Origin of the sequence: uncultured Marinococcus sp., from assembly GCF_947493875.1 — a bacterium.
Lineage (GTDB): Bacteria > Bacillota > Bacilli > Bacillales > Marinococcaceae > Marinococcus.
Map to the genome: position 1 here is coordinate 424,906 of NZ_CANLSU010000001.1, position 16,710 is coordinate 441,615.

The window sequence follows — 16,710 nt, forward strand, 5'->3', positions numbered from 1 at the left end:
GGGAGTCACCATGCCAAAACGTACAGATATCCAAAAAATATTAGTGATTGGCTCTGGCCCTATCGTGATCGGCCAGGCCGCGGAGTTTGACTATGCAGGCACCCAGGCGTGCCAGGCGTTAAAGGAAGAAGGATACGAGGTCATTTTAATTAATTCCAACCCGGCAACCATCATGACAGACACCAACATTGCCGACCAGGTGTACATGGAGCCGCTGACGCTTGAGTTTGTTGACCGGGTGATACGAAAAGAACGTCCCGATGCCATCCTTCCTACTCTCGGCGGCCAAACCGGGCTGAATATGGCGATGGAGCTGCACCGCCACGGACTGCTCGAGCGGTATGATATTTCCCTTCTTGGCACCGAGCTGTCTGCAATCGAACAGGCAGAGGACCGGGAGTCCTTCCGGAACCTGATGTACGAGCTGAATGAGCCGGTTCCGGAAAGCACCATCGTACACAACCTGCAGGAAGCAGAGGCCTTTGTGGAGGAAATCGGCTATCCGGTTATCGTGCGGCCGGCCTATACACTTGGCGGCACCGGCGGCGGCCTGGTGGACAATCACGACGAGCTCGTGGAAATTGTCGGCTCCGGGCTCAAGTACAGCCCGGTGACCCAGTGTCTGCTTGAAAAAAGCATCGCAGGCTTTAAAGAGCTTGAATACGAGGTGATGCGCGACAGCTCCGGGCAGGCCATTGTTGTCTGTAACATGGAAAACATCGACGCGGTCGGTATTCATACCGGCGACTCAATCGTCACCGCCCCGAGCCAGACGCTTGCCGACCGGGAGTACCACATGCTCCGGGATTCGTCTTTGAAAATCATCCGCGCGCTTGAAATCGAAGGCGGATGCAACGTGCAGTTTGCCCTCTCTCCGGACAGCTTTGAATATTACATCATCGAGGTGAATCCGCGGGTGAGCCGTTCGTCGGCACTTGCGTCCAAAGCGACCGGCTACCCGATTGCCAAGCTGGCAGCAAAGATTGCGGCGGGCTATAAGCTCGATGAGTTAAAGAATCCGATTACAGGGACGACGTACGCAAGCTTTGAGCCGGCCCTTGATTATGTAGTAACGAAAATTCCCCGCTGGCCGTTTGACAAATTTGAAGCAGCGAACCGCCGGCTTGGTACGCAGATGAAGGCAACAGGAGAAGTGATGGCCATCGGACGCTCATTTGAAGAGTCCATTTTAAAAGGTATCCGGTCGCTTGAACTCGGACGGGCTTTTCTGACGCATCCGGACTACGCCGAGGATTCTGAAGACAAGCTCATAGACAAGCTTATTCGTGCGGATGATGAGCGGCTGTTTTATATCGGGGAGGCGCTGAAGCGGGGCTACTCGCTTGAACAGCTGCACAGCTGGACAAAAATTGATTTGTTTTTCCTCGAAAAATTTGCCGGCATTGTCAAAGTGGCCGAGATGGCACGTGCGTATCCAAATGACGAAGAGATTCTCCGGGTGGCCAAGACGACGGGAATCGCCGACGAAACGCTCGCAGCCTACTGGAATACAACAGAGAAAAAGGTGCGCAGCCAGCGCCTCGATCTGGGTATTACGCCCGTGTATAAAATGGTCGACACGTGTGCGGCGGAATTCGAATCCGAAACGCCGTATTACTACTCCTCCTATGAGGAAGAAAACGAAAGCAGCAAAACCGGGCGTCCGTCGGTTATCGTTCTCGGCTCCGGCCCGATCCGTATCGGACAGGGCGTGGAATTTGACTACGCGACGGTGCATACCGTCTGGGCGCTCCAGGAAGCGGGATACGAAGCGATTATTATCAACAACAATCCGGAAACCGTGTCGACAGACTTCAGCGTCTCCGACAAGCTGTACTTTGAGCCGCTGACCGTAGAGGACGTGATGCACGTGGTCGATGTGGAACAGCCGGAGGGCGTTATCGTTCAGTTCGGCGGACAGACGGCGATTAACCTTGCGGACGGTCTCGCCGACCACGGCGTCAAGATTCTCGGCACTACACTCGAAGACATGGACCGGGCGGAGGACCGGGATAAATTTGAAGCAGCGCTGCAGTCGCTCAAAATCCCTCAGCCGCTCGGCCGTACAGCCGTCAGCACAGAAGAGGCACGAGTGGTGGCTGCTGATATCGGCTACCCAGTTCTGGTACGCCCGTCGTACGTTCTGGGCGGACGGGCAATGGAAATTGTCGGAAATGAAAAAGAACTGCTTAACTACATGGAACGGGCTGTACGCGTTAACCGCAAGCACCCGGTACTGATCGACCGTTATATGGTCGGAAAGGAAGTGGAGGTTGACGCAATTTCAGACGGGGAGACGGTGCTAATACCGGGAATCATGGAGCATATCGAACGCGCCGGCGTGCATTCAGGCGATTCGATTGCGGTCTATCCATCGCAGACGCTTTCGGAGCAGACGAAACAAACGCTTGCAGAGCGGACGGTCGCTATCGGAAAAGGGCTGAATATTAAAGGACTGCTCAACATTCAGTTCGTTATACACGAAGACGAAGTGTATGTGCTTGAAGTGAATCCGCGAGCGAGCCGCACCCTGCCGTTTTTAAGTAAAATTACCGGGTGCCCGATCGCCAAGCTTGCCACCCGGGTGATGGTTGGCGAACCCCTGGCTTCGCTCGGGTACGAAAGCGGACTGCTGCCGGAGGCAGAAGGCGTTTCGGTCAAGGTACCGGTCTTTTCCTTCGCCAAGCTCCGCCAGGTGGAAATATCCCTCGGCCCGGAAATGAAATCGACCGGAGAAGTGATGGGCAGGGATCAGACGCTCGAGAAAGCCTTGTATAAAGGATTGATCGCTTCCGGGATGAAAATTCCAAATCACGGCACCGTGCTGTTTACTATCGCCGACGAATGGAAAAAGGAGGCGCTTGCGCTTGCCAGAAGGTTTCATGCAATCGGCTATACGATTACAGCGACCCAGGGAACCGCGGCGTGGCTGAACAAGGAAGGCATACCGGCTTCGTCGGTCGCAAAAGTGGAGGAAGAGTCGCCAAACATTCTGGACTTTATCCGGGAAGGCAAAGCCCAGTTTGTGATCAACACCATGGAAAAACAGAAAAAAGCGGCGGCGGACGGCTTTCGGATTCGTCGGGAAGCGGTGGAAAATGAAGTAGTATGTCTCACCTCGCTCGACACGGCTGGAGCCCTGCTGAAGGTGCTTGAGATGATTACCTTTTCCACCGAAGCCATGCCGGCGATGAAAGAAGACCGTACAAATGAGGTGATGGCGTGATTCAAAAAGAATGGATGAGCGTCGTTTCTATTGACGAAATCGCAGCATCGATTTTTGAAGTCGTGCTCGAAGGCGATATGCCGGAGCGCATTCAGGCGCCAGGACAGTTCGTGCATGTGAAAACATCCCCGCACGTCGCCCCGCTCCTCCGCCGTCCGGTCAGTATTAGTGAATACTGGCCGGAACAGCGGCGAATGGCGCTTGTGTTCCGGGCCGAGGGCGAAGGCACAAGCCGGATGGCAGCCTGGCGTACAGGCGACGAAGTGGATGTGCTCGGGCCGCTCGGCAACGGATTTGATACGAGTGACGTGAGCGAAGGAGAAAAGGCGCTGATTGTCGGGGGCGGCGTCGGCGTCCCGCCGCTGCTCGGTCTCGCTAAGCAGCTGGAGGGCCAGGGTGTCCGTGTACAGACCGTGCTCGGGTTTGCCGATGCCTCCAGTGCTTTCTTTCAGGAAAGATTCAGCTCGCTCGGGGACTGTTTTGTGAGCACCATCGACGGGAGCGTCGGAGATACCGGATTTGTCACAGACGTGATTGACCAACGCGGGCTTTCCTACGACGCTATTTTTGCCTGCGGGCCGCTGCCGATGCTCCGGGCGCTTGACGGCTCCTATGCGACGGCGAAGGGAAAGCTTTCCCTTGAGGAGCGCATGGGCTGCGGCATCGGTGCCTGCTTTGCCTGTGTATGTCACACGACAGATGATCCAGACGGAACGGACTACCGGAAGGTGTGCAGCGACGGACCGGTCTTTCCGTGGGGAGAGGTGGTGCTGTCATGAAACTGCATGTGAGCCTGCCCGGACTTGAGATGAAAAACCCGGTTATGCCGGCAAGCGGATGCTTTGGCTTTGGAAAAGAGTTTGCCCAGCTGTATGACCTTAATGACCTTGGAGCTATTGCGATTAAAGCCACCACCGAAGAAGCGCGATTCGGGAATGAAACACCGCGGGTGGCAGAAACAGAAGCAGGCATGCTGAATGCCATCGGTCTGCAGAATCCGGGGCTTAAGGGAGTCACTGAACAGGAGCTTCCGTGGCTTCAGCAGTTAGATACCCCGGTCCTTGCAAATGTCGCTGGGACGAAAATGGAAGATTATGAAGCGGTGGCCGCCGGGCTGTCGGAATCCGGAATGGCTGCGGCGCTGGAGCTCAATATTTCCTGCCCGAATGTTAAAGAGGGCGGCATTACGTTTGGGACCGATCCGAAGCTTGCGGCAGAGCTGACGAAAAGGGTGAAGCGTGTCTCTGAGGTTCCGGTGTATGTTAAGCTCTCTCCCAACGTGACGGATATTACCGAGATTGCCAGAGCGGTGGAGCACGCAGGCGCGGACGGGCTCTCGCTGATTAATACATTATCGGGCATGAAAATCGATCCGCGGACGCGCAAGCCGCTGCTCGCTAATGAAATCGGCGGCCTTTCGGGGCCCGCCATTAAGCCGGTGGCCATCCGGATGGTGTATCAGGTGCGGCAGGTGACGGATCTGCCTATTATCGGTATGGGCGGAATTATGGGCATGGAGGACGTGCTGGAGTTTATGATGGCCGGAGCCGATGCAGTGGCTGTCGGAACAGCAAACATCAGCAACCCGTTTGCCTGCCCGGAAATTATTCAGGAGCTGACAGACTGGGCCGGCACTGAGTCGGCCGCAGATTGGGCCGGCTGGAAGCAGGGCGGGGTGAAGGCATGAATGACCGTCCGCTGATTATCGCAATGGACGTGCCGGACAAATCAGAGGCGGATGCTCTGCTCGCTTCATTCGGGCAGAGGCCGCTGTTTTTAAAAGTCGGCATGGAATTATTTTATAAAGAAGGCCCGGCGCTTGTAGAGGAATGGAAAGCGAAGGGCCACCGGGTGTTTCTTGATTTGAAGCTGCATGATATCCCTAATACGGTTCAGCGGGCTGCAGCCCAGCTTGCCCGGCTGCATGTGGATCTTATCACTGTTCATGCCGCGGGTGGGGTCCGGATGATGGCGGGGGCTGTAGAAGGCTTGGAGCAGGGCACGCTGTCCGGTCAAAAGAGGCCTGCCTGTATAGCGGTCACTCAGCTGACAAGTACCTCGGTAACGATGCTGAACGAGGAGCTTGGCATCCCACTTTCGATGAATGAAGCAGTGACGGCTTACGCGGATCTTGCCGAACGGTCGGGGCAGGACGGCGTTGTCTGTGCGGCCGGGGAAGTACCTATCATTAAAAATGCCCGAAGCACCTCTTTTATGACCGTGACACCGGGAATTCGCGGCACTGGCGAAGAGGCGGGGGACCAGGCCCGGGTAGTGACCCCGGGTGCCGCGGCAGATCTCGGCAGTGATGCGATCGTCGTCGGCCGCAGCATTACAAAAGCTGCAGATCCGGCGGCGGCCTACGAACAAATGGAAAAGGAATGGAGAATGCCCAATGCAGAATGAAGAACTTCTCAGCAGAGATCTGCTGACCATTGAAGCAGTGACCCTGCGCCCGGATGAACCGTTTACCTGGTCTTCCGGTATCCGCTCCCCGATATACTGCGATAACCGGCTGACGCTTTCATATCCGGATGTACGGACCCGGGTGGCAGAAGGCCTGGCGGAGCTGATCCGGGTCAATTACCCTGAGGCTACGATTGTTGCCGGCACCGCGACGGCCGGTATCGCTCATGCGGCGCTTGCAGCAGACAGGCTCGGGCTGCCGATGTGCTATGTACGCGGATCCTCCAAATCCCACGGTAAAGGCAATCAGATAGAAGGGCGGGTCACGCCGGAGGATAAAGTCGTAATTGTTGAAGATTTAATCTCGACCGGAAAAAGCATGATTACGGTCCAGCAGGCGATTCTCGAAGCCGGAGCCGAGGTGCTCGGAGCCGCTGCGATTTTCACATATGAGCTCGAGGAAGCCGCAAGGCAGCTTAAAGAAGCACAGCTGCCGGCAAAAACACTGACCAACTACTCTGCACTGATTCAGATTGCTGCTGAGGAAGGCTACGTGCAGGAAAAAGACATCGAGCGTCTGCAGGAATGGAAGCAGGCCCCGGCGTCCTGGGCGTAAATACGAATGAAAAAAAGCTCCTCCCGGACAGCTCAGCTGTCCGGGAGGAGCTTTTTTTTATTTTGCAGCAGTCTGGGCCTTGGCCCGGTTTTTCATTTCGAGAACGAGGCTTTCCTCCGGCGTGACAAACAGGGTGGACTGCTGATCATAGGTCACAAACCCGGGCTTGGCGCCGTTTGGTTTTCGTACGTGACGGATCAGAGTGTAGTCGACCGGCACAGAGGACGAGGAGCGCGCTTTGGAGAAATAGGCGGCAAGGACAGCCGCCTCCTTTAGCGTTTCCTCGTCCACGTCTGTGGAGCGGATCACTACGTGGGAGCCGGGGATATCTTTAGTGTGCAGCCAGGTGTCCCCAACATTTGCCACCCGGTTGGTGACGTATTCGTTCTGCCGATTGTTTTTACCTACGAGCAGAAGGATGCCGGCGGAGGAAACGTACTGTTCCACCTGCGGTTTCGTATTTTTCCTCTGCTTTTTCTTTTGCACACGTTTTTTCAGGTAACCGCCGTCCGACAATTCTTCACGAATGTCGTCAATGTCAGATGGAGCCGCCGTTTCGACCTGCTGAATCAGCCGGTCGAGGTAATCGATTTCGCGCCGGGTCAGCTTAATCTGTTTTTTGGCCTCGGAGAGCGAGGTTTTGGCTTTATTATACCGTTTAAAATAACGCTGGGCATTATCTGATGGCGACAGTTCAGGCTCAAGCTCAATGGTAAGCGTGCCGCCTTCGGGATCGTAATAATCCGTTACTTCTATTTCATTTTCACCACCGCGGAGCTGGTGCATGTGCGCGGTTAACAGCTCTCCGTATTTCTGGTAGACGAGGCGGTTTTCAGCCTGCGTAATCGTCTGGCGCAGTTTTTTTAGCTTGCGCTCATTTTTTTCACGTTCGTTCTGGAGAAACCGCTCGAGGTCATGAGCCTGCTGGTGGACGCGGTCACGTTCGGCTTTGCCGTTATGATAGCGGTCGAGCATAGCGCTCACCGAGTCAAAGGTTTCTTTCGTACCATCTACATGAGTGAGGTCAATGGCACTGTAATATTCCTTGCTCGCCTCGGTGGTCACAATCTGCGGCTGGAAATTTCCAATTTTTACGTCGCTCATGAGCGCGGTAAACGTATCGGCGAGCTTTTGCAGCGAACCAAGACCGGCCCGGTGCGCGGTCTCTTTGGCACTCTGGGGAGAAATTCCTTCAAATGCCTGCATCAGCTGGCGGTCGAGCTTGCCCTGATTGGCGTCCAGTGCTCTCAGCACATCGCCGGCTTCGGCCTCGAGGGGATTCGCTTTATGCTGGGAGGGTGGTTCAATATACGTCTGGCCGGGAAGAATCGTACGGACCGTATTCTGGGCGGGAGAAATATGCTTCATGCTGTCCAGGATGTGCGTGCGGTCCTCATTAAGGAGCACGACGTTACTGTGCTTGCCCATGATTTCCATCACCAGGGTCCGTTCCGTAAGATCGCCGATTTCATCCTTGTTTTCAATGCGCAGCGAAACGATCCGCTCGAGTCCCTGCTGCGATACCTCCCGTACGAATCCGCCTTCGAGGTGCTTGCGCAGCAGCATGCAGAACATGGAAGGCTCCGGAGGATTCTGGTATTTTTCGTCTGTCAGATGCATTCTCGACAGGGAAGGGTTCACCGACAGCAGCAGCTGGTGGTTTTTGCGGTTTGCCCGCACTGTAATGACGAGGTCGGTTTTGTAGGGCTGGTGTATTTTTGTAATCCGGCCGCTTTGGAGCGTCTGCTGGACCTCCTGGACAACGGCCTGGGTCATGATTCCGTCAAAGCTCACGTTCGATCATCCTTTACTCGTGCAAGCAGGAGAAAACCTTCTGCTGCTTGCGTTCTGTACGGTGGATTATAGCATAATGTAAAGCACGCCGTCTTGTTTGCTGAATAAACTTTGGTTGTGGGCCCGAAAGATATTGTTTACAATATAGAGGTACATAATGTTCGGGCCTCGCCGCGAAGCATCGTTTGTGACGCTTGAAATAATCATGCTATACTGAAGCAGGAGAACAACTCGTCAAAAATCGCAGAAGAAACATACATGAACCATTTTTTCAGGCAGCAGCTAGAGGGATGGTCCGACCAGGAGGGGTAGTTTTGAGCATTAAGCTAATCAACATTGGATTTGGAAATATTGTGTCGGCAAATCGGATTATTTCTATTGTCAGCCCGGAATCAGCACCAATCAAACGGATTATTCAGGAAGCAAGGGACCGGAACATGCTGATCGATGCCACCTACGGCAGAAGGACGAGAGCGGTTATCATTGCAGACAGCGACCATGTGGTTCTTTCTGCAGTTCAGCCGGAAACAGTCGCCCAGCGGCTGCATACAAAAGACGATGATTCATCGGACGAATAAGATTGTGAAATGAGGCGTGTCAACCTATGAAAGATGATAAAGGGTTATTGATTGTTCTTTCCGGCCCGGCCGGTGTAGGGAAGGGTACAGTGTGCAAAGCGCTGCGTGAAGAGGATACCAACATCGAGTATTCCGTCTCCGCCACCACACGTGCTCCCCGTCCGGGAGAGGAGCACGGTGTAAATTATTTCTTTCATTCGAAGGAAGAGTTTGAAAAAATGATTGAGGAAGGACGGCTGCTTGAGTGGGCGCAGTATGTAGACAACTACTATGGGACCCCGCTTGATTACGTCGAGGAAACCATCGACCGCGGCAAAGATATTATTCTCGAGATTGAAGTGCAGGGCGCAGAAAAGGTGAAGGAGCGTTATCCGGAAGGAACATTTATTTTCTTAATGCCTCCGAGCCTCGCCGAGCTCCGCAGCAGGATTGTCGGACGCGGCACGGAAACATCCGAGTTGATTGACAAACGGATGACGGTGGCCAAAAATGAAATTGACATGATGCAGATGTATGATTATGTAGTGGAGAACGATGAGATTGAAAAAGCGGTCTCGCGCATCCGCTCTATTGTCACTGCAGAACACTGTAAGCAGGAACGCCTGATTGAAAAATATAAAGAATTAGCGGAGGTGGAATAATGGCTTCAAACAGAAACGACGAAGGAATGCTGTATCCGTCCATTGACCAGCTGCTCGGTCATATCAATTCCAAATATACGCTGGTATCCGTATCGGCACGGCGCGCGAGAGATCTCGAAGAAATCGACGGAGCACTTCCGATGATCGATAACGCAAAATCCGTGAAGGCAGTAGGCATTGCTCTCGAAGAAATCCAGGCCGGCGTGCTCAGCTACCGCCAGGGTGACTACAAAGAACATGACTACGAAGAATAACGGAAAATGAACGGGCACCAGATATGAAGAAGCAACCTATGGCATTACGTAGGTTGCTTTTTTTAGCCTGGAAGTGCCTGTAAAAGGAGGACAAAGCTGTGAAGGGAAAAAAAATTGTACTTGGTGTTACAGGAGGAATAGCTGCCTTTAAAGCCGCGGCTCTTGCAAGCAGGCTGTACCAGGCAGGGGCAGAGCTGCGTATTATTATGACTCCGGAAGCGAAAGAGTTTATCACTCCGCTTACATTTCAGGCGCTGACCCGCTCAAGAGTGTATGACGATACGTTTGCAGAAGCCGACCCTTCGGTTGTTTCCCATATTGATGTGGCAGACTGGGCGGATGTATTTATTGTAGCTCCTGCGTCAGCCAACACGCTTGGAAAGCTTGCGAACGGGCTGGCAGACGATATGCTCACGACTACAATGATGGCGACGCTTGCCAACGTCTATGTCGCACCGGCGATGAACGTCAACATGTATAATCATCCTAGCTTTCAGCGCAACAAGGAAACATTAAAGCAGGACGGCTACCGGTTCATTGAACCCGGGGAGGGCTATCTTGCCTGCGGCTGGATCGGCAAAGGCCGGATGGCAGAGCCCGAGGATATTATGCAGTTTGTGCAGGATGCCGAGGATGTGGGCACTCCGCTTGCAGGCAAACGGGTGCTTGTCACAGCCGGTCCGACGCATGAGCATATTGATCCGTTCCGGGTCGTTACCAACCCGTCGAGCGGAAAAATGGGGTTTGCGATTGCAGAGGAAGCAGCCCGGCGGGGAGCAGAGGTGACGCTGGTGGCGGGGCCGGTGACGCTCTCCACCCCCGGCGGAGTCCAGACAAGAATCGATGTGGAAAGCGTGGAGGATATGCGCGAAGCCGTGCTGACCCATTACGATACGTCGGATGTGGTTATTAAAGCAGCTGCTGTGTCCGATTACCGGCCGGAGACCGTGTATGAAAAAAAACAGAAGAAAAAGGGCGACAGCCTTGAGATACCGATGGTGAAAACACCGGATATTCTCCAGGAGCTCGGAGAAAAAAAGAAGCATCAGCTTTTGATTGGCTTCGCTGCAGAATCGGAACACCTCGTGGAATACGCAGAAAGCAAGCGGCAGCGTAAAAACGCCGATTTAATTGTAGCCAATGAAATCGGCAAAGCGGCCTCCGGCTTCCGTGCCGATGAAAATACAATCACCTTCGTGGATGAAAACGGAGCCGTTTCTTTTCCTGCCCAGTCGAAGCATGAGGCGGCGGCAGAAATTATGGCCTGGCTGCAGAAACGAATAGGAGACGCGTAACTATGTACGCCAAAGTTATTGTTGATATAGCGACCGGCCAGACGAACCGGGCATTTGATTATGAGATCCCGGCATCTCTCGAAATGCTAGCGCGCCCCGGGTCGAGAGTGACGGTGCCATTTGGCGCCCGGAAAATTCAGGGGTTTATCTGGCGGATCGAAGAAAAAACAGAGCTTGCCCGGGTGAAGCCGATCACGGATGTGCTTGATCCCCATCCGGTGCTCACCCAGGAGCTGCTTGAGCTAGGGGAATACCTCGCCGTGGAAACGGTATGCTTTTTAATCACCGCCTACCAGTCGATGATCCCGGCGGCTATCCGGGCAAAGCCAAAAAAGAAAATTGAGCTGCTCGTATCTGTGGAAACTCTGCCGCCTGTGCTGCAGGCGGTGTTTCAGAAGCAGACAACAGTCGACTGGAAGGACCTCCCGGACGAAAAAGCTGTGATGCAGCACGTGCAGGAAGCTGTCCGGCATGAACAGATCCGGATCGACTACCAGGTGAAGGACCAGACGAAAAAGCAGACCAGGCGGATGCTGCGGCTTCATCCGGAGCACCGGGCGCATGCGGCTTCGCTTACGGCAAAAGCGAAAAAACAGCTGGAGCTGTATGACTGGTTTCTTTCGATTGGGGACGAAGAGGCGGTCGTGCCTGCGGCCCAGCTGCTGCATGAGCAGACGGCGAGCCGGGCCGTCATTCAGGGCCTTGTGGAAAAAAATATCCTAATGGAACGGGACCAGGAATCATACCGGGACCCGTTCGAAGACCGCTCATTTGAGGCTACCCCTCCGCAGGAGCTGACACACGATCAGCAGCGGGCGCTTGCCCCGATTACGGAAAAAGCGTCCCGGCAGCAGCACCATACGTTTTTGCTGCACGGGGTCACCGGAAGCGGAAAGACAGAAGTGTACCTGCAGGCCATAGACCGTGTGCTGCAGCAGGGGCGGGAAGCGATTGTGCTCGTGCCGGAAATTTCGCTCACCCCCCAAATGGTTGAACGCTTTAAAGGGCGGTTTGGTGACCAGGTGGCGGTGATGCACAGCGCTCTTTCAAGGGGCGAGCGTTATGACGAATGGCGCAGGGTGCATGCCGGAGACGCGAAAGTAGCGGTCGGAGCGCGGTCGGCGATTTTTGCCCCCTTCAAAAATGTCGGCCTGATTATCATTGATGAAGAGCATGAAGGCAGCTACAAGCAGGAGGACCACCCCCGGTACCATGCCCGCGAGGTAGCGATCTGGAGAGGCAGGTATCACGGAGCTCCGGTCGTATTGGGGAGTGCAACGCCGTCGCTGGAGTCTTACGCCCGTGCCGGCAGGGAGGTTTATCAGCTGCTTGAAATGCCGGAGAGAATCAATCAGAAACAGCTGCCTGCCATCGATGTGGTGGATATGCGAGATGAGCTTCATAAGGGCAACCGGTCGGTATTTTCCGAAACGCTGCTTGAAAAGCTGAAGGACCGTCTGGAAAAAGGAGAGCAGAGCATTCTGTTTTTAAACCGGCGCGGCTACTCTTCGTTTGTGATGTGCCGTTCATGCGGCTATACTGCCGAATGCCCGCACTGTGAAATTACGCTCACGTACCATCAGACAAAGCACCAGCTGAAGTGTCACTACTGCGGCTATGAAGAAGCGATGCCTTCGACTTGTCCGTCCTGTGAAAGCGAACAGATCCGCTATTTCGGTACAGGCACCCAGAAGGTGGAGGAAGAGCTGACGAAGGTGCTGCCGGAGGCGCGGATTATCCGTATGGATATGGATACGACGACGAAAAAAGGATCCCACGAGCAAATGCTTCGCCGGTTCGGAAACGGAGAGGCGGACATTCTGCTTGGTACCCAGATGATTGCCAAAGGACTGGATTTCCCAATGATCACACTGGTCGGTGTGCTTGCCGCAGACACTATGCTGCATCTGCCTGATTTCCGGGCGCCGGAGCGGACCTTTCAGCTGCTTACCCAGGTGAGCGGCCGGGCCGGCCGGGACAAGCTGCAGGGTGAAGTCGTGATTCAATCCTACAGCCCTGATCATTACAGCATCCAGTTTGCTAAAAATCACGACTACCCGTCGTTCAGCCGGCATGAAATGGGCCAGCGCAAGCGGGGCGGCTATCCGCCGTACTACTATTTAACGATGGTCAACGTCTCTCACGAAGAGATCGGGGTAGCGTTAAAGACGGCGGAAAAAGTGACGAGCCGGCTGCGGGAGGAATTGTCGCCGCAGGCAAAAATTCTCGGGCCGACCGTTTCTCCGATCGCAAGGATCAAGGATAGATATCGGTACCAATGCATGATAAAATACAGGGATGAGCCTGAATTAACGAAAATCCTGAATGATATTGCTGTACATTATCAAAAAGAGACAGCTCAGGATAAGCTGTTTATTACGATTGATATGTATCCGCAGTTGTTTCTATAAGGTAAACGCCAGCCCCGCTGCTTCGATAGTGACCGACGCACGGGGCTGTGTATTGTGAAAAGAGGGATAAATATGAACATTTTATTTATGGGAACGCCGGACTTTTCGGTCCCAATCCTGCGGCGTCTGCTTGAAGAGGGCTATCCGGTAACTGCGGTGGTCACTCAGCCGGACCGCCCGAAAGGAAGAAAAAAAGAGCTGACCCCGCCGCCGGTCAAAGCAGAAGCAGAAGCGTGGAAGCTTCCTGTACTGCAGCCGGAGAAGCTGAAAAACGAAGCCTCATTAAACGAAGTGCTGGCAGAAAAGCCGGATTTAATTATTACAGCGGCCTTCGGCCAGATTCTGCCGAAGAAGCTTCTTGAAGCTCCGTCCATTGCAGCGGTGAATGTGCACGCTTCCCTGCTTCCTGAATACCGCGGAGGCGCCCCGATTCACCAGGCGGTCATCGACGGCCGGGAAAAAACAGGCGTCACGATTATGGATATGGTGTCGAAGCTTGATGCCGGCGACATCATCCGTCAGCAGGAAGTGACGATTGAATGGGAGGATACGGTCGGGGATGTGCATGACAAGCTGAGCGCCGTCGGAGCAGATCTTTTGATCGACACGCTGCCCGCGGTTATTGACGGGACGGCGGAACGGACTCCGCAGCATGAAGATGAAGTAACGTTTGCGTCAAATATCCAGCGCGGTCAGGAAAGAATCGACTGGAAGCAGAGCGGCCGCTCGATTTATAACCAGATCCGCGGAATGAACCCGTGGCCGGTGGCCTATACAGAGAAAGAGGGAAAGTCGATCAAGCTGTGGCGGGCTGAATGGATTGACGCGTCCGTCAATGCTTACGGGGGAACCATTACCGATATCACGGATGACTACATTGATGTGGCAGCCGGTGACGGCACGGCGGTCCGGCTGTGGGAGATTCAGCCGGCCGGAAAAAAACGGATGAAAACGGCCGAATTTTTGCGTGGCAGCCACGGCTGGTCCAAAGGAGAGAGTTTTAATGAATAAAACGGAGCCTTCCTATTCCCTCCGCTATACAGCTGCTGCCCTGCTCGAGCGGGTGGAGACCGGCCAGGCCTTCAGCCACCTGCTGCTCCATCACGAGCTCGCCGGGAAAGCATGGTCGAGGGAGGACGCCGGTCTGCTGACCGAAATTGTTTACGGCACCCTGCGCCGCCAGAACACCCTCGACTACATGCTCGGGGTTTTTGTGAACAAACCGCTAACGAAGCTTGACGCCTGGGTACGCGTGCTTTTGCGCATGAGTGTGTATCAGATGCGCTATCTTGACCGGGTGCCGGACCACGCCGTTGTGGATGAGGCAGTGAAAATCGCTAAGCAGCGGGGAAACAAAGGGGTGAGCGGTTTTGTGAACGGGGTGCTCCGCTCCCTGCAGCGCAAAGGATTTCCCGATACCTCTGCAATCAAAAATGCAGAGGAACGGTTGGCCGTCGATTACAGCCATCCGGCATGGATGCTGAAGGAATGGCAGAACGCCTACGGAGAACAAACAGCTCTCCGTATTGCCGAAGCAAACAATGTCACGCCAAAAACGAGCGTGCGGGTCTCCCCGGAGGCTGAACTCGAAGACGTGCAGGAAATGCTTGAGCAGGAAGGCATTCAGACAACCCGCGGGGCTATTGCGGAGAAAGCATTAATTGTAGAAAAAGGAAATGTTCTCGTCACCGAAGCGTATCAGAACGGCTATATAACGGTGCAGGACGAAAGCTCCATGAAGGCCGGCGAAGCACTGAAGGTTGAAGAAAGCATGGATATTCTCGACGCCTGTGCCGCCCCGGGCGGAAAATCAACGGACCTGGCTGAGCGTACCGGACCGGGCGGAAGCGTGACCGCCCATGACCTGAGTGCAAAAAAGCTAAACCAGATTGAAGAGCAGGCGGCAAGGCTGCAGCTTGAAAATATCGCAACTGCCGCCGGGGATGCACGTCAATTGACAACGACTTTTCCGGCGCGTACATTTGACCGGGTGCTCGTCGATGCTCCGTGCAGCGGACTTGGCGTTATCCGGAAAAAGCCCGAGCAGAAATGGGCCAAAAAAGTAGAGGATTTTGAACGCCTGCCGGAGATACAGCAGGAAATATTGAATGAAGCTGTAAGTATGTTACGATTTAATGGAAGGATTGTGTACAGCACATGTACCATTCGTCCAGAAGAGAACGAACAGGTGTGGGAAGCGTTTTTGCACCGGCATCCAGAACTTACGCCAGACCATGAACTGACCGACAAACTAAACATTTCAGAAATAGAGCATTTTTCCAGCGAATACGGATGGTGCACGATTCTTCCCCATGAATACGGCACAGACGGATTTTTCATTGCTGCGGCGGTAAAAAATAATCAGGAAGAAACGGAAGGAGCATAAGCATGCAGATTTTAAAAAAGGAGGCGCCTGCCCCGCAAACGGACAGCCCCTCCATGTACAGCTTGAAATACGAGGAACTTGAACAATGGTTAAAAGAAAACGGGGAGCCGGCGTTCCGGGCGAAGCAGCTGTTTGAATGGATGTATCAAAAGCGCGTAACCTCCTTTGAGGAAATGACCAACATCCCGAAAACGCTTCGCGAAAAGCTCGAAAGCACATTTACACTGACGACGTTAAAAGAGGTCATCCATCAGCAGTCCCAGGACGGCACGATTAAGATTTTGTTTGAGCTGCAGGACGGCTATACGATCGAAACCGTACTGATGAAGCATGATTACGGCTACAGCGTCTGTGTAACCACCCAGGTAGGCTGCCGGCTCGGCTGCACCTTCTGTGCTTCCACACTCGGCGGCTTGAAAAGAAACCTCGAAGGCGGCGAAATTACCGCCCAGGTTCTTGAATCCCAGCGTCTGCTTGACGAAAGAGACGAACGTGTCAGCTCGATCGTTGTGATGGGAATCGGCGAGCCGTTCGATAACTACGACGGTCTGATGAACTTTCTGCGCGTAGTCAATCACAACGATGGTTTAAACATCGGTGCACGCCACATTACCGTTTCCACCAGCGGGGTCGTGCCGCGCATTTATGATTTTGCCAACGAAAACATGCAGATCAATTTCGCAGTATCCCTCCACGCAGCGAACACAGAAACCCGCAGCCGGCTGATGCCGATCAACCGCGCATGGGACGTCTCTGAGCTGATGGATTCAATTCGCTACTATCAGAAGAAAACGAACCGGAGAGTGACGTTTGAGTACGGATTGTTCGGCCAGGTAAACGACCAGAAAGAGGATGCAGACGAACTCGCTGACCTGATCGGTGATTTGAAATGCCACGTCAATCTGATCCCTGTGAACGACGTTCCGGAAAGAAATTACGTGCGTACCACAAGAAACGACATTTTTGCGTTTGAAAAGGCATTAAAAGACCGCGGGGTGAACGTAACGATCCGGCGTGAGCAGGGGCACGATATCGATGCAGCCTGTGGACAGCTGCGTGCCAACCAGCGGAAGGAAGAAACGGAGGCTAATTCCCAGTGAACC

Annotated in this window: 14 protein-coding genes; 13 read left to right on the forward strand and 1 reads right to left on the reverse strand. The window is 54.0% G+C overall.

All coding sequences use genetic code 11. The annotated features are described in order from the left end of the window. Window positions 1-10: 10 nt before the first annotated feature. Genes carB through pyrE form a run of 5 tightly spaced genes read left to right on the forward strand, consistent with a single transcriptional unit; the run spans window position 11 to window position 6,248 of the window. Window positions 11-3,226: a carbamoyl-phosphate synthase large subunit gene (gene carB, locus Q0757_RS02105; RefSeq protein WP_298784227.1), complete on the forward strand. Its 3,216-nt coding sequence runs from the start codon at window positions 11-13 to the stop codon at window positions 3,224-3,226. Further along, entirely contained in the window at window positions 3,223-4,005 is a 783-nt protein-coding gene (locus tag Q0757_RS02110; protein ID WP_298784229.1) for a dihydroorotate dehydrogenase electron transfer subunit, read from the forward strand. The genes carB and Q0757_RS02110 overlap by 4 nt, the downstream gene beginning before the upstream one ends. After that, window positions 4,002-4,913, forward strand: coding sequence for a dihydroorotate dehydrogenase (locus Q0757_RS02115; RefSeq protein WP_298784231.1), 912 nt, complete (start codon window positions 4,002-4,004; stop codon window positions 4,911-4,913). Before Q0757_RS02110 ends, Q0757_RS02115 begins: the two co-directional genes overlap by 4 nt. Next, window positions 4,910-5,632, forward strand: a complete 723-nt coding sequence (gene pyrF, locus Q0757_RS02120; RefSeq protein ID WP_298784233.1) for an orotidine-5'-phosphate decarboxylase — start codon at window positions 4,910-4,912, stop codon at window positions 5,630-5,632. Before Q0757_RS02115 ends, pyrF begins: the two co-directional genes overlap by 4 nt. After that, entirely contained in the window at window positions 5,622-6,248 is a 627-nt protein-coding gene (gene pyrE, locus Q0757_RS02125) for an orotate phosphoribosyltransferase (RefSeq protein WP_298784235.1), read from the forward strand. Before pyrF ends, pyrE begins: the two co-directional genes overlap by 11 nt. 57 nt (window positions 6,249-6,305) lie before the next feature. Here the strand turns inward: pyrE and Q0757_RS02130 are convergent, their stop codons facing one another. Next, window positions 6,306-8,042, reverse strand: a complete 1,737-nt coding sequence (locus Q0757_RS02130; RefSeq protein ID WP_298784237.1) for an NFACT family protein — start codon at window positions 8,040-8,042, stop codon at window positions 6,306-6,308. A 314-nt stretch (window positions 8,043-8,356) separates the two neighbouring features. Between Q0757_RS02130 and remA the strand changes: the two genes are divergently transcribed. The 8 genes from remA to rlmN all read left to right on the forward strand — a co-directional run bounded on the left by remA (window position 8,357) and on the right by rlmN (window position 16,707). Beyond that, window positions 8,357-8,620: an extracellular matrix/biofilm regulator RemA gene (gene remA, locus Q0757_RS02135; protein ID WP_022792719.1), complete on the forward strand. Its 264-nt coding sequence runs from the start codon at window positions 8,357-8,359 to the stop codon at window positions 8,618-8,620. Between the two features lie 26 nt (window positions 8,621-8,646). Continuing rightward, window positions 8,647-9,261, forward strand: coding sequence for a guanylate kinase (gene gmk, locus Q0757_RS02140; RefSeq protein ID WP_298784239.1), 615 nt, complete (start codon window positions 8,647-8,649; stop codon window positions 9,259-9,261). Continuing rightward, the gene (gene rpoZ, locus Q0757_RS02145) at window positions 9,261-9,515 is read left to right on the forward strand and encodes a DNA-directed RNA polymerase subunit omega (RefSeq protein ID WP_319631344.1); all 255 of its coding nucleotides are present in this window, start codon (window positions 9,261-9,263) and stop codon (window positions 9,513-9,515) included. The genes gmk and rpoZ overlap by 1 nt, the downstream gene beginning before the upstream one ends. Before the next feature lie 98 nt (window positions 9,516-9,613). Next, window positions 9,614-10,810: a bifunctional phosphopantothenoylcysteine decarboxylase/phosphopantothenate--cysteine ligase CoaBC gene (gene coaBC, locus Q0757_RS02150; protein WP_298784241.1), complete on the forward strand. Its 1,197-nt coding sequence runs from the start codon at window positions 9,614-9,616 to the stop codon at window positions 10,808-10,810. A gap of 2 nt (window positions 10,811-10,812) precedes the next feature. Next, window positions 10,813-13,221, forward strand: coding sequence for a primosomal protein N' (priA, locus tag Q0757_RS02155; protein WP_298784243.1), 2,409 nt, complete (start codon window positions 10,813-10,815; stop codon window positions 13,219-13,221). A gap of 72 nt (window positions 13,222-13,293) precedes the next feature. Continuing rightward, complete coding sequence (fmt, locus tag Q0757_RS02160; RefSeq protein ID WP_298784245.1) at window positions 13,294-14,232, forward strand: methionyl-tRNA formyltransferase; 939 nt, start codon at window positions 13,294-13,296, stop codon at window positions 14,230-14,232. Beyond that, the gene (rsmB, locus tag Q0757_RS02165; RefSeq protein WP_298784247.1) at window positions 14,225-15,607 is read left to right on the forward strand and encodes a 16S rRNA (cytosine(967)-C(5))-methyltransferase RsmB; all 1,383 of its coding nucleotides are present in this window, start codon (window positions 14,225-14,227) and stop codon (window positions 15,605-15,607) included. The genes fmt and rsmB overlap by 8 nt, the downstream gene beginning before the upstream one ends. 2 nt (window positions 15,608-15,609) lie before the next feature. Beyond that, the gene (gene rlmN / locus Q0757_RS02170) at window positions 15,610-16,707 is read left to right on the forward strand and encodes a 23S rRNA (adenine(2503)-C(2))-methyltransferase RlmN (protein ID WP_298784249.1); all 1,098 of its coding nucleotides are present in this window, start codon (window positions 15,610-15,612) and stop codon (window positions 16,705-16,707) included. Window positions 16,708-16,710 lie beyond the last annotated feature (3 nt).

Coding starts and splice junctions, on each gene's coding strand:
- pyrE (WP_298784235.1), top strand. CDS start 5,622: ATGCAGAATGAAGAACTTCTCAGCAGAGATCTGCTGACCATTGAAGCA.
- rlmN (WP_298784249.1), top strand. CDS start 15,610: ATGCAGATTTTAAAAAAGGAGGCGCCTGCCCCGCAAACGGACAGCCCC.
- carB (WP_298784227.1), top strand. CDS start 11: ATGCCAAAACGTACAGATATCCAAAAAATATTAGTGATTGGCTCTGGC.
- pyrF (WP_298784233.1), top strand. CDS start 4,910: ATGAATGACCGTCCGCTGATTATCGCAATGGACGTGCCGGACAAATCA.
- priA (WP_298784243.1), top strand. CDS start 10,813: ATGTACGCCAAAGTTATTGTTGATATAGCGACCGGCCAGACGAACCGG.
- rsmB (WP_298784247.1), top strand. CDS start 14,225: ATGAATAAAACGGAGCCTTCCTATTCCCTCCGCTATACAGCTGCTGCC.
- gmk (WP_298784239.1), top strand. CDS start 8,647: ATGAAAGATGATAAAGGGTTATTGATTGTTCTTTCCGGCCCGGCCGGT.
- rpoZ (WP_319631344.1), top strand. CDS start 9,261: ATGGCTTCAAACAGAAACGACGAAGGAATGCTGTATCCGTCCATTGAC.
- Q0757_RS02115 (WP_298784231.1), top strand. CDS start 4,002: ATGAAACTGCATGTGAGCCTGCCCGGACTTGAGATGAAAAACCCGGTT.
- fmt (WP_298784245.1), top strand. CDS start 13,294: ATGAACATTTTATTTATGGGAACGCCGGACTTTTCGGTCCCAATCCTG.